The following is a 13,470-nucleotide window of genomic DNA, read 5'->3' as shown; positions in this document are numbered from 1 at the left end:
GTTGATAACAAGTAATAGCATAAATGATTGGTTTGTTCAGAATTTTGGAGAAATTACCTTAGAGCAAGTCAAAAGTTGGTTCATATATAATCCGGACGAAAAATTATTATTCAATACAGGTCTTTTTCTGGGCTTGTTTTTGGTTTTTTATTTTGTGTATGCATTTTTACGCAAAACATTTTATTTAAGATTAACGTACGTTATTCTTTTCTCACTTTTCTTTTATTACAAGTCAAGCGGAATTTATTTTCTGTTGTTATTGCTTTCATCTGTAGTTGATTACGGCTTAAGTCAAATTATTTACAGAGAAACAAAAGACAGCAGGAAAAAAATATATCTCGTTATAAGTGTTATCTTAAACTTGGGATTGTTGGGGTATTTTAAATACATGAATTTTATGATTGTAACTTATAATGACATGTTTAGCGGTCATTATGCACTTCATAATATTTTTCTTCCTGTCGGAATTTCATTTTATACCTTTCAGTCGATGAGTTATATTATCGAGATTTACCGTGAAGAAATAAAGCCAACAAAAAACTATATCGAATATTTATTTTTCGTTTCGTTTTTCCCCCAGTTAGTTGCCGGCCCGATTGTTAGGGCAAAAGACTTCCTGCCACAGATTTATCAAAAATTAAACCTTACCAAACAAGATGTAAACAACGCCTTGTTTTTGATTATTGGCGGATTAATCAAGAAAACCGTAATTTCAAATTACATTTCGATAAACTTCGTCGACCGTGTTTTTGATACACCGATGAGTTATACTTCATTCGAAAATTTAATGGCTTCTTACGGATATGCCATTCAGATTTATTGTGATTTCTCAGGATATTCAGATATGGCAATTGGTATTGCTTTATTGTTAGGATTTAAATTGCCGGCCAACTTTAGAACACCTTATAAATCAGTTTCGATTACTGATTTCTGGAGAAGATGGCACATTTCATTATCAACCTGGTTAAAAGACTTTTTATACATTTCTATTGGAGGAAACAGAGAAGGAACATTTGCGGGATTTTTGTTCCCCAGTTTGTTCTTTTTTGGATTATTACTTTGGGGAATTTCCAATGTAAATGAAAGTTTTATTCCGCTTGCAATAGCGATTGGTGCAATTGGAGTATTTTGTTTGACATTTTTACTTTCGAAGAAAAAAAATCAAACGCTCGTAACCAATTTCAATTTATTTACCACAATGCTTTTAGGCGGTTTGTGGCACGGAGCCGGAGCGCAATTCATTATTTGGGGAGCCTTACACGGATTGGCATTAGCGGTTCATAAAATATTTATGGAATTTTTCCCTTCCAAAAAAGAAGGTTCTAATTTCTTCTGGAATTTTTTCTCCATCTTAATTACCTTCCATTTTGTGGTTTTCTGTTGGATCTTTTTCCGCGCCAGAGATTTCGAAACAGCCTTGCAGGTAATTAACAATATTGGTCAGTTAACATTCGAACCTGAAAATTGGAAAGTCATTATTTTAGGATATAAAAACGTATTTGGATTAATGTTGTTTGGTTACGTTTGGCATTTCTTGCCGGAAGTTTTTACAAACGGAATGAAATCAGTTTTTGACAAAACACCATTATTAGTAAAAGCAATAATTCTTGGTTTCGTTTACTGGATTGTTTACGCAACAGCGGTCGCAGGATCACAGCCGTTTATTTATTTTCAATTTTAAGTCAAAGGTCTATTCTTTTGCGCTTTTTAATTTATAGCCACAGATTAAGGGATTAAAAGATTTTTAGAATCTGCTTAAATCTTTAAATCTGCGTGAAAAAATTTTGCTCCTTTGTGCCTTCGTGGCAAAAAATTGTAGTTAAATAAAAATTGCCTGAAATACCTAATTAGATTATCTTTGCACTTCAAATAAAGAAAATAGTATGTTTGATAATTTAAGTGATAAGTTAGATAAAGCCTTCCATATATTAAAAGGACACGGTAAAATTACAGAAGTAAACGTTGCCGATACTTTAAAAGAAGTTCGTCGTGCGTTATTAGACGCCGATGTTAACTTTAAAATTGCTAAAGATTTTACAACCAAAGTAAAAGAAAAAGCAATTGGTCAGGACGTTTTAACCACACTTCAGCCAGGACAATTATTGGTGAAGTTGGTAAAAGACGAACTTACAGAATTAATGGGTGGTGATGTTGCCGGAATCAATCTTTCGGGCAATCCAAGTATTATTTTGATGTCAGGACTTCAGGGTTCTGGTAAAACGACATTCTCTGGTAAACTTGCCAATTTTTTAAAGACTAAGAAAAATAAAAAACCACTTCTTGTAGCGTGTGATATCTACCGTCCTGCGGCGATTAATCAGTTGCACGTTGTTGGAGATCAAATAGGTGTTGAGGTTTACTCAGAACCGGAAAATAAAAATCCTGTAGAAATTGCCCAAAACGCAATCAAACACGCAAAAGCAAACGGTTTCAATGTAGTTATTGTCGATACCGCTGGTCGTTTGGCAGTAGATCAAGAAATGATGGATGAAATTGCACGCGTTCACAAAGCAATTCAGCCACAGGAAACTTTGTTTGTTGTAGATGCAATGACAGGACAAGATGCTGTAAACACAGCAAAAGCGTTCAACGATATCTTAAACTTTGATGGAGTTATTTTAACGAAATTAGATGGTGATACTCGTGGTGGAGCTGCAATTTCGATTAAATCGGTTGTAAACAAACCAATCAAATTTGTGGGTACAGGCGAGAAGATGGAAGCAATTGATGTTTTCTATCCGGATCGTATGGCCGAGCGTATCTTAGGTATGGGAGACGTTGTGTCTCTTGTAGAAAGAGCTCAGGAACAATTTGATGAAGAGGAAGCCAGAAAACTTCAAAAGAAAATCGCTAAAAACGAATTCGGTTTTGATGATTTCCTAACGCAAATTCAGCAAGTAAAGAAAATGGGTAATATGAAAGACCTGGTTGGAATGATACCGGGAGCTTCAAAAGCCATGAAAGATGTAGAAATAGAAGATGACGCTTTTAAACATATCGAAGCGATCATTCACTCGATGACGCCAATCGAAAGAAGCAAACCAGCCATCATCGACGTAAAAAGAAAAGCCAGAATCGCAAAAGGTTCCGGAACGAAAGTCGAGCAGGTAAATCAGTTAATGAAGCAGTTTGACCAAATGAGCAAGATGATGAAGATGATGCAGGGTCCGGGCGGAAAAAACCTGATGAAAATGATGGGAGGCATGAAAGGAATGCCAGGCGGAATGCCGAGATAATAAAATTAAAAGTTTCAAGTTTCAGGTTTCAGGTTTTGAGACTGAAATTTGAAACTTTTTTCATTATAATAAATAATAAGTTTCGTTTAACCTGAAACAAAAATAACAAAACACAATGCAACTACTAGACGGTAAAAAAACATCTGAAGACATCAAAAACGAAATTGCAGCCGAAGTTCAACAAATAAAAGCAGCCGGAGGAAAAGTTCCTCATTTGGCAGCCGTAATCGTTGGAACAAATGGAGCAAGTTTAACTTACGTAGGAAGTAAAGTAAAATCTTGTCAGCAAATTGGCTTCGACTCGACTTTAGTAGCTTTGCCTGAAGATATTACCGAAGCAGATTTATTAGCTAAAATAAAAGAATTAAACGAAGATGATAATCTTGATGGATATATCGTTCAGTTGCCTTTGCCAAAACACATTGACGAACAAAAAATCTTATTAGCAATCGATCCTGATAAAGATGTTGACGGATTTCATCCAACAAACTTTGGAAGAATGGCGCTTGAAATGGAAAGTTTTATTCCGGCAACACCATTCGGAATTATGGAATTGCTAGAGCGTTACAAAGTGGAAACTTCTGGAAAACATACTGTTGTTATCGGTAGAAGTCATATCGTAGGACGCCCAATGAGTATTTTAATGAGCCGTAAAGGAAATCCGGGAGATTCAACCGTAACTTTAACACACAGCCGTACTAAAAACTTAGCAGAATTCACTAAAAATGCCGATATTATCATTACAGCTTTAGGAGTTCCTGAATTTTTAAAAGGGGATATGGTAAAAGACGGAGTTGTAATTATCGACGTTGGAATTACAAGAGTTGACGATGCTTCAAACCCAAAAGGATATGTAATAAAAGGCGACGTTGATTTTGACGGAGTAAGCAAAAAAGCATCATTCATAACGCCGGTTCCTGGCGGAGTAGGACCAATGACAATTGCAATGTTGTTGAAAAATACACTTTTAGCACGCAAAATGAGAAGTGCAAAAAACAAATAATTTATTTCAAATATATTGACAAAAGCCTATTCGAAAGAGTAGGCTTTGTTGTTTTAATATATTATTAATAGTTTAAACTTTTGGGTCTAAAAAATAAAAGATACTTTTGCAGCACTTTAAAAAACACTTCTCCAAATGGACGATTATTATTCGTTAGTATTAAATTAAAATAGCTTTTGAACTTTTCAAAATGCTATAATAAAACCCTGTATTTTGAAATGAAAGCCTTTTACCAAAACAATAACGGATTAATCGAAATCCCAAAATGGACACCAAACTGCTGGATAAGCATCGAAGCTCCATCAGAAACAGAAAAAAAATACTTACTGGAAGAACTTCAGATTCCCGAAGCATTTTACAACGATATTGAAGATATTGACGAAAGACCCCGTATCGAAATCGAAGACGGCTGGACATTGATTATCATGCGCGTTCCCATCAAAAGCGACGATGTAAAACTTCCTTTTCAAACCATTCCGCTTGGTGTGATTTTTAAGGATGATATTTGCGTTACCATTACTTTTTACAGAACAGAAATCATAAACGATTTTATGCTGTATTCCCAACGCAAAAATATTGAAGTAAAAGATAATGCTGACTGGGTTTTAAGATTGCTTTTGTCATCAAGCGTTTGGTATTTGAAATATCTAAAACAAATCAATCAAAAGATAAAACTCGCCGAAGATAATTTGGAGAAATCCATCAAAAACGAAGAATTACAAGCCTTGCTTCAAATCGAAAAATGTCTTGTTTTCTTTATAACATCCTTAAAAGCAAACGACGTTTTATTTCATCGCGTTAAAAATTTAAAAGCGTACAAAGCAAATTACGATCCGGATTTATTAGAAGACGTCGAAATCGAGTTAAGTCAGGCACAGGACACGGCCAATATTTACAGCAATATCCTAACTGGAATGATGGACGCTTATGCCTCGGTGATTTCCAACAACATGAATAACATCATGAAGCAAATGACATCCATTTCCATCATTTTAATGATTCCAACTTTAATCGCGAGTTTGTACGGAATGAACGTGCCAAACGGTCTAGAAGAAAGCAAATACGGCATTTGGATACTCTTATTTGTTTCCGTAATCTTATCTTCTTTTGGTGTTTTTTTATTCAAGCGCCGAAGATGGTTTTGATAAACACAATTTCTCATTTATAAACAAAAGCCTATTCCATCGAGTAGGTTTTTTGGTTTTATAAGTTGGGCGTGACCGTATCCCGATAAGCGGGCAAACATACTTTGCGAGTATTCGCCCGCTTATCGGGATACGGTCGGGCTATCCGCGCTACTTCGGTAGCAAGCTCCTATCCCTCACGCAAATACAATCCATAAGAACTTCTCGTTCTCGCAAGGTTTTCAAGACTTTCTAGGTATAAATTTCAATCACATAAAATAAAAAGACAATTTTTTATTTGCCAATTCAAAATAAATAATAACTTTGTAACTCAAAGTACTTTAATTATGAATCAGAAGCATCAAGAAGATTTATCACATATTCGTTCCATGATGGAGCGCTCTTCCAGATTTATATCTTTAAGCGGACTCTCAGGAGTATTTGCGGGATTGTCAGCCTTAATTGGCGGATTATACGTTTATCAGTTATTCAAAATAAACGGAATAAATTATCTTGATGGAGAACACATTTTGCTTGACGGTAATTTAGTTTCTGAATTAATCACAAGTGGAATTATCATTTTAATTGCTGCTTTTGTTTTCGGAATCTTTTTTACAATCAGAAAAAGTAAAAAGTACAATTTGCCTATCTGGACAACGGCAACCAAAAAAATGCTTTTCAATTTGGCCATTCCTTTATTCATTGGCGGAATATTTTGTCTGGCTTTGATTTATCACAAGATTTTTATTTTAGTAGCCCCAACCACTTTAATTTTTTACGGATTAGCCTTGATAAACGCCGAAAAATATACCTTTTCAGACGTAAAATATTTAGGTTTCAGCCAGCTTATTCTGGGCTGTATTTCCTTATTTTTCGTAGGATATGGATTGATTTTTTGGATCATTGGTTTTGGAATTTTGCATATCTTGTACGGACTAATAATGTTCAAAAAATACAAATAAACCAATGGGAATCATTGATAAATTAAATAAGGATTTTGAAAGCCGCGTCAGATTAGGGATTATGTCTATTCTGATGGTGAATGAATGGATAGATTTTACAGAAATGAAAACCCTTTTAGACATTACTGATGGTAATTTAGCAAGCCATTCCACAGCCTTAGAAAAAGCCGAATATATAGAAGTTAAGAAAGAATTTGTGGGTAAAAAGCCCAAAACATCTTATAAAGTGACAGACAGAGGACGTGCAGCCTTTAAAGAACACTTAAACAGCCTTGAAAAATTAATGAAATCTAAATAACCAAAATTTTTTACCTAAACACTTTGAAATACAAAGTGCTTTTAAATTAAATGAATCATGAAAAAACATCATTTTATCTTTATTTGCAGTCTGATATTTACGCTGCTTTTTTACAAGGAATCAATAGGAGTAAACCTCGCTATTTTTGGACTCGTTTTAACAGGTTTGATCTGTTATTTCTTTCAGGATCGGTTTGTAGATCGTTCCCATTTAGTTTTAGTTGTGACATCAGTTTTATCGTGTCTGGCTTTTGCGTGGTATGGCGATTTTGTGTCTTTTTTGGCCTTGTTCATGTCAATCGTTTTTTTACGGTTTAAAACACAGGAGTCACATCTCAAAATACTTCAGGTTTTTCCGCTTGTGTTTTTAAACGGAATCACAACATTGGGACGTGTCTTTATGTTTAACCAATGGCTTCCGGAAAAGAAAATACATAATAATTTTGCCAAAAAACTAATTGCTTATTTTATCATTCCGGTTATTTTTGTTGCACTTTTTTTCATTGTATATTCTTTTGGAAGCGATCATTTTTCTTCCCTTTTTACAGATTATCAATTAGATCTTGACATTTGGCAATTGCTGGTAATTACGGTATTAGGATTTTATATTTCGTTCACCTTTTGGAATTACTGGATTCCACAAGTTTCTTATGATTTAAATTCTAAACTTGACAATGAATTTACTAATGAACAGAAAACCATAAATCAAAATACATTTTCGTTTCTTGATCTTGATTTTGAAAGAAAAAGTGGTGAGATTACCCTGTTATTATTAAATTTTATGCTTTTGGTTTTTATAGTGACATATAATTATGAGCAATTTTTTGAAGTAGTCACCGCACAGGCTTCAAAACTTAGCGCAGACACACATGAAAGGGTAAATGCAATTATTTTTTCTATTCTTATGGCTGTTGGCGTTATCCTTTTTTATTTTAAAGGCGGATTCAATTTTGATAAGAAGGCAACAAATCTAAAACGTCTGGCGAAAATCTGGATTGTATTAAACGGCGTTTTAATTGTAAGTACGGCGCTAAAAAATTCAGAGTACGTTTCATTCTTTGGTTTAACTTATAAAAGATTAGGAGTTTATGCTTTTCTTATTTTAGCGATAATTGGTTTAGTTTATGCTTTTTTAAAAATCACCAAACAAAAAACAAACGCTTATCTTTTCAATCAAATGGTTTGGTATTTCTATGGAACCGTTCTTTTATGCAGTTTTTTTAATTGGGGAAATCTCATTACAAATTATAATATCTCGGTAAATAAAGGAGTCGAACCCAGGTTTTTAAGTGATCTCCATTTTAACGACGAAACCCGCAGAGAATATTTTTCATTACATAAACTTGACGGACAATACAATGAAATAGAGCGGGAAAATGAAATTGAAAGATATCAAAATGAAACCGTTCTATCGAAAGTATTATATTACGAATTTTTAAATCAGAAAAAATAATCATTAAAACCCATTCAGATGAATGGGTTTTTTGTTGTTATAGGTTAATGTAAGTTGTTATTTATTAAAGAATTTAGAACTCTAATGTTAATTAATACAGTTATTACAAAGGGTTAAATCTTATTAAGAAATTGTTTACTATATTTGATTTTTGAAAATTTAAAATTTTAAGTATATCCATTTCTATTAAGTGAGATATTTCTTAAAAACGTCAATAATCAATTAAGTCTAACCTAAAAACAAAACCCATGACAAAAACTACTCTAAAATCGCCTACAGAAAAAATCTATCCACCGGGAGTTTCTCTCGGACCTAAAGTGAAATTAGAAAAACGTACTTCAATTACTTTCCCTGAAAACCAAACAAATGCTCTTTTATCTCCGGTTGTTCAGGCTACTTTAATAGGAAAGAAAAGACTTCAAATGAGAGCTGTTGTCTTTATAGCACCAGAAGAGCAAAATTCATTAGAGTTTGATATATATCAAAATTGCTATGTTGATATTGAAGGAAATCCACAGCTGCAATTTTTTATATGCTACGATTTACAAGATGTTGTAGGTAAAGTGTTTGATATATATGAGGTTAGCTTTGAAGCAAAAAAAATTCCGTTTGGAGATGATGCATTTACCAAAATAAAAACTGTTCAAACCTTTCTTTGGGATATTGATCCAATATCTTCAAGAGGAACTGAAACTACGGTTCAACCTGGAACCGGAACTGGCGAGGGTGAATCTTAAAAATAGTTTTGGACCTAATAAATCCTATAAATGTTTTTTTCATTTATAGGATTTATTTATAGCTTTTTATCTGAATTTAAATTTTTAAAATATAATTATTAGAATATAATGATTAACATTAGATTATACATTTTTTCAATAATACTTCTAAATTCTTTTTTTCTTTTCTCGCAGAATAAATACCATCATGATAAAATATTTTCGATTGAAATAAAAGCAAAGGCAGGACAATTTAAAGAGGATATTAATTTTAATAAGGCTCAAAAATTTTTTTTAGAAAAAAATTGGGATTCCACTTTGGTTTATTCAATGAAACAGCTTAGTCTTAAAAAAAATGCTGAGCTTGCAAATTATTGCTATTATTTTAGAGGAGTTTGTTTTAAAGAAAAAAAGCTATTTAAAGAAGCAAAAAAAGAATTTAATAAAGTATCAGGTAGCTTTGCATTTTATTATAAGGTTAAAATTAATTTAGGCGAAATTGCTCTCGTGCAAAGTGATTTCAAAACAGCCCTGCAATATTTTCAGGAAATTGAAAAACTTCCTGCGACCAAATCTTATAATATTTACAGAGGCAGTATTTTACATAACATCGGATTGTGTTATCTGCATCTTGAAAAATTTGATAAAGCAGAAAAGTATTTATTTGAAAGTGCTGATTTACAAAAAAAACAAAAAGATACTTTAATGCTTGTAAGTTCTTATATGGATATTGCGACTCTGTATTATGTGCAATATAAAGACAGTCAGGCAATTCCTTATTTTGAAAAAGCATATCATTTATCAAAAAAAATAACTTCATTTGATATAAAAAGAGTTGCGACTTTAAATATGGCTGTAGTTGAAGAAAACAGAAAAAACTTTCCTTTAGCTTTAACTTACAGAAAAGAATTTGAACAATGGAAAGATTCCCTAAACGATCAAAATAAAGTTTGGGAAATTGCCGAAGTCGAAAAGAAATTTGCCATCAAACAAAAGCAAAAAGAAGTAGACGTTCTTGCAGCCGAAAATAAAGCAAAAATTGCAGAAAGAAATGGTTTTATTATTTCTTCGGTTTTGCTTTTAATATTGTTTGGAACCGGAGTTTATTTTTACAGACAAAAAATAAAAAACAATAAAATCATTCTGGCTCAGAAAAACGAGTTGGATGAATTGAATGCCACAAAAGATAAACTATTTTCTATTGTAAGCCACGATTTAAGATCATCCGTAAATGCCTTAAAAACAAGTAATGGTAAATTGATCCAGAATCTGGAAAGTAAAAATTTTGAAGAACTCGATGTTCTGTTGCACAACAATAGTACAATTGCAAATGGCGCGTACAATTTGCTGGATAATCTGCTTAATTGGGCTTTACTGCAAACCAAACAAGCTTATTTTTATCAGGAATCATTGCATTTGGCCACAATTGTACAACATGTAGAATACAATTATAAACCATTGATGTTAAACGCCAATATCGCTTTTAAAAGTGATGTTTCTAAAGCGGATTATGTTTTTGCAGATATGGATTCTCTTAAAATCATTATTCGGAACATGTTAGATAACGCCATTAAATTCTCAAAAGAAAATGGCTCAATCTCCATTTATTCAAGACCTTCATCAGAAGAGTTTTGTTATTTAGTGATAGAAGATACGGGATTAGGAATGAACGATGCAACAAGACAGGAATTATTAAAAGAAACAGTTTTGCTTTCGAAAAAGAAAAATGACGACATAATAGGAACTGGTTTGGGAATGCAATTATGCAAAAGCCTGATTCGTAAAAATGGCGGAAAACTCGAAATAGAAAGCGAAGAAAATGCGGGAACTAAAATGATTATAATATTGCCAAAGTTTAAAAATCATGGATAATATTAACGTACTTATTATTGAAGATACTCCTTCAGAAAGTGATGCACTTGTAAAAGTACTTACCGAAAATAATTATAATATTGTTGGAATCGCGCCTACCTATCAGGAGGCGCTTACAATGTTTTACCAAAATGCAATTGATATCGTTGTGATTGATGTTTTTCTGGATGGAAAACCAGACGGAATTACTTTTGCAGAAACGATAAACATCGTGCCAAATGGTGTAAAACCGTTTGTTTTTTTAACGAGTTCAAAAGACCGTCAAATTTTTGAAAGAGCAAAATTGACCAAACCTTTTAGTTTTTTGATGAAGCCTTTCAATGAACTTGAAATTTTGTACGCATTGGAAATGGCTGTTGAAAAATTCTACGAGCAAACCAATGTTTTTCATAGCGAAGATCAAAATACGGTGATAAGCAACGATACACTGTTTATTAAAAAAAATAAATCGCTAAAAAAAGTCCGAATCGAAGATATTGTGTACATCGAAGTAGAAGACAGATATTGTAACATCATTACCGATGTCGAAAAATTTGTAATTCTAATTTCGCTAACCAAAATTATTCAGCTCTTAGATCCAAATAAATTTTGCCAGACTCACCGCAATTATATTGTAAACCTGAGCAAAATTGAAGAAATAATTGTGAATGACAATCTCGTTATTTTAAAAGGAAACCATAAAGTTACTTTGAGTGATAAATACAAAGATTTCGTGAAAAACTTTCGCATATTAAGATAATTTTCAACTGTAGTTATAAAAAAAACCTTCACAAATGTGGAGGTTTTTTTTTGCCGATACCTCATTTTTTGTTTTTTATGACATTGATTTTCAGTCTTGTAACATATTTATTAAAAAAAGTAGAGTTCTGAAATACTTTTACTACAGAATATTAAACAAGGCTAGCATATTTAATTTTCACTATTTACTAAGTCACTTACGAAATTAATCATTTTGTAAAAGAGAGGAGTTCAGAAACCACTTAAAAAACGAGGAGTAACCGAAAATCCTAAAGAGTAGGACAAAAACAAATCAATAATTTAAAATTTAATATCATGGCAACATTTAAAGTTAATATCCCGGCAGGTCCAATCTGGAACCAGGAAGATGCAAACACAAAAGCTCCTTTAGTAGCAGCAGCTCATCAAGGTAAATGGACAGGACAATGGAGTACCGTTGTAGACAGCCAAATGAGTGTAGTTGAATTGGAACTAAACGTTAAAAACGGAGGACAAAACGAATATAAAACAAACGTTTTGGCTGGTCCGTTATGGAGTAATGACGAAGCTCAAAAAGTAGGTTCAGTAATCGCTGCATCATACGGAGCTGAGTTTACAGGACAATGGTCTACAATCGTAGAAGGACAAATGAGTGTAATTGAGATTAAATATACTTTTTAATCTGGTTTGACTCGTTGGTAAAATAAATTGTTAAAAAGAAAGCCCCGAATATTTTCGGGGCTTTTATATAAATTGTAAAGATTAATAATCTCCTTTTTTCTTAAATCGGGGATCGTGTTTTGAAATAAATTCTGTTCTTCGTCTTGGTGCTTCTTCTTTTGGTAAACTTGCTTCTTCGGTTTTGCTCGAAGGTTCAATTAATGTATTTAATTCCTTAATCTCAGCATCGGTCAAATCGCGATATCGGCCAACCGGAATGTCTAATGAAATATTTATAATTCTGATACGTTTCAAAGCCGTTACATCATAACCCAAATACTCACACATTCGACGAATCTGACGGTTTAGACCCTGAGTCAGAATAATCTTGAACGTATACTTGCTAATTTGTTCCACTTTACATTTTCTCGTAACCGTATCCAAAATCGGAACACCATTTCCCATTCGTTCAATAAAACGATCTGTAATTGGCCTGTTAACAGTTACCGTATATTCTTTTTCGTGATTGTTTCTGGCGCGTAAAATCTTGTTTACGATATCACCGTCATTCGTCATAAAAATCAATCCTTCACTGGCTTTGTCCAATCTTCCAATCGGGAAAATTCGTTTAGGATAATTGATATAATCCACAATATTATTTCGAACTTCTAAATTGGTTGTACATTCAATTCCCACCGGTTTATTAAATGCCAGATAAACCAATTTTTCATGTTTCTCAACAATCAATTTACCATCGATACGCACTTCATCATTAGGTGAAACTTTCGTTCCCATTTCAGGCACAACGCCATTTATTGTCACACGTCCTTCCTCAATCAATTTATCGGCTTCACGACGAGAACAATAGCCGGTTTCTCCAATAAATTTATTCAGACGTTTTAAATTCTCTTCCATCTTGCAAAAGTAAGGAAAAATTCAATTTTAGAGTTTAGATTTTAGAGTTTAGATTGCTGCATTCTGAGAATTTTAGATTTTTCCTAAAGAAAAAAACTAGAAATCTTAGAACCTCAAAAGAAAACCTCTGTCCCTTTGGACCTCTGCCTCTTTGAACGTTTCTCAAGAATGAAACTCAGAATTATCTTCCGGCGTTTCTTTCCTGTCAAACATACCATAATCCCGAACAACATGCGCGATTCTTAAATGATAATCCTTAAAAATTTCATTTCGGCCTTTTGCCTGTGCATAACGATGCATTTCAAGGTTTCGCCATTGTTGAATGCTTTCTTCATCTCTCCAAAAAGACAAAGACAAAACCTTTTCAGGATTGCTAAAACTCTGAAAACGTTCTATCGAAATAAATCCATCGATATGATCTAATTCTGGTCGCAATCTGGCGGCAATATCCAGATATTCTTCTTTTTTTCCTTCATTTGGAACTACTTCAAAAATTACTGCTATCATAAATTTAT

13 protein-coding genes are annotated in these 13,470 nt (G+C 33.0%); 11 read left to right on the top strand and 2 right to left on the bottom strand.

Going from position 1 to position 13,470, the window contains the following annotated elements:
* Nucleotide 1 precedes the first annotated feature (1 nt).
* From AC3QL1_RS01275 to AC3QL1_RS01225, 11 genes are all read left to right on the top strand, one after another.
* Complete coding sequence (locus AC3QL1_RS01275; RefSeq protein WP_492494460.1) at nucleotides 2-1,681, top strand: MBOAT family O-acyltransferase; 1,680 nt, start codon at nucleotides 2-4, stop codon at nucleotides 1,679-1,681.
* 202 nt (nucleotides 1,682-1,883) lie between these two features.
* On the top strand, nucleotides 1,884-3,236 hold the full coding sequence (gene ffh / locus AC3QL1_RS01270) for a signal recognition particle protein (RefSeq protein ID WP_492494459.1): 1,353 nt from the start codon (nucleotides 1,884-1,886) through the stop codon (nucleotides 3,234-3,236).
* Between the two features lie 115 nt (nucleotides 3,237-3,351).
* Nucleotides 3,352-4,239: a bifunctional 5,10-methylenetetrahydrofolate dehydrogenase/5,10-methenyltetrahydrofolate cyclohydrolase gene (locus AC3QL1_RS01265; RefSeq protein ID WP_492494457.1), complete on the top strand. Its 888-nt coding sequence runs from the start codon at nucleotides 3,352-3,354 to the stop codon at nucleotides 4,237-4,239.
* A gap of 218 nt (nucleotides 4,240-4,457) precedes the next feature.
* Nucleotides 4,458-5,384, top strand: a complete 927-nt coding sequence (locus AC3QL1_RS01260; protein WP_492494455.1) for a magnesium transporter CorA family protein — start codon at nucleotides 4,458-4,460, stop codon at nucleotides 5,382-5,384.
* A gap of 326 nt (nucleotides 5,385-5,710) precedes the next feature.
* Nucleotides 5,711-6,325 carry a hypothetical protein gene (locus AC3QL1_RS01255; RefSeq protein ID WP_492494453.1) on the top strand — a complete coding sequence of 205 codons (615 nt, stop codon included), beginning with the start codon at nucleotides 5,711-5,713 and terminating at the stop codon, nucleotides 6,323-6,325.
* Between the two features lie 4 nt (nucleotides 6,326-6,329).
* The gene (locus AC3QL1_RS01250) at nucleotides 6,330-6,623 is read left to right on the top strand and encodes a winged helix-turn-helix domain-containing protein (RefSeq protein WP_115847231.1); all 294 of its coding nucleotides are present in this window, start codon (nucleotides 6,330-6,332) and stop codon (nucleotides 6,621-6,623) included.
* 57 nt (nucleotides 6,624-6,680) lie between these two features.
* The gene (locus AC3QL1_RS01245; RefSeq protein WP_492494451.1) at nucleotides 6,681-8,075 is read left to right on the top strand and encodes a DUF4153 domain-containing protein; all 1,395 of its coding nucleotides are present in this window, start codon (nucleotides 6,681-6,683) and stop codon (nucleotides 8,073-8,075) included.
* Nucleotides 8,076-8,323: 248 nt separating this feature from the next.
* Nucleotides 8,324-8,812: a hypothetical protein gene (locus AC3QL1_RS01240; protein WP_492494449.1), complete on the top strand. Its 489-nt coding sequence runs from the start codon at nucleotides 8,324-8,326 to the stop codon at nucleotides 8,810-8,812.
* Between the two features lie 309 nt (nucleotides 8,813-9,121).
* On the top strand, nucleotides 9,122-10,663 hold the full coding sequence (locus tag AC3QL1_RS01235) for an ATP-binding protein (RefSeq protein ID WP_492494447.1): 1,542 nt from the start codon (nucleotides 9,122-9,124) through the stop codon (nucleotides 10,661-10,663).
* Complete coding sequence (locus AC3QL1_RS01230; RefSeq protein ID WP_492494445.1) at nucleotides 10,656-11,402, top strand: LytR/AlgR family response regulator transcription factor; 747 nt, start codon at nucleotides 10,656-10,658, stop codon at nucleotides 11,400-11,402. The genes AC3QL1_RS01235 and AC3QL1_RS01230 overlap by 8 nt, the downstream gene beginning before the upstream one ends.
* Before the next feature lie 314 nt (nucleotides 11,403-11,716).
* Complete coding sequence (locus tag AC3QL1_RS01225; RefSeq protein ID WP_492494443.1) at nucleotides 11,717-12,061, top strand: mannan-binding lectin; 345 nt, start codon at nucleotides 11,717-11,719, stop codon at nucleotides 12,059-12,061.
* A gap of 81 nt (nucleotides 12,062-12,142) precedes the next feature.
* Here the strand turns inward: AC3QL1_RS01225 and rluF are convergent, their stop codons facing one another.
* Nucleotides 12,143-12,955: a 23S rRNA pseudouridine(2604) synthase RluF gene (rluF, locus tag AC3QL1_RS01220; protein WP_492494441.1), complete on the bottom strand. Its 813-nt coding sequence runs from the start codon at nucleotides 12,953-12,955 to the stop codon at nucleotides 12,143-12,145.
* Nucleotides 12,956-13,117: 162 nt separating this feature from the next.
* Nucleotides 13,118-13,462 (bottom strand): antibiotic biosynthesis monooxygenase family protein, encoded by a 345-nt coding sequence (locus tag AC3QL1_RS01215; RefSeq protein ID WP_492494440.1) that lies wholly within the window; start codon nucleotides 13,460-13,462, stop codon nucleotides 13,118-13,120.
* Between the last annotated feature and the right edge of the window lie 8 nt (nucleotides 13,463-13,470).

The organism is Flavobacterium sp. GW823-FHT04A11 (assembly GCF_058796535.1).
Note: the sequence above shows the minus strand (reverse complement) of the source record. Positions and strands in the feature narration are given on the sequence as shown.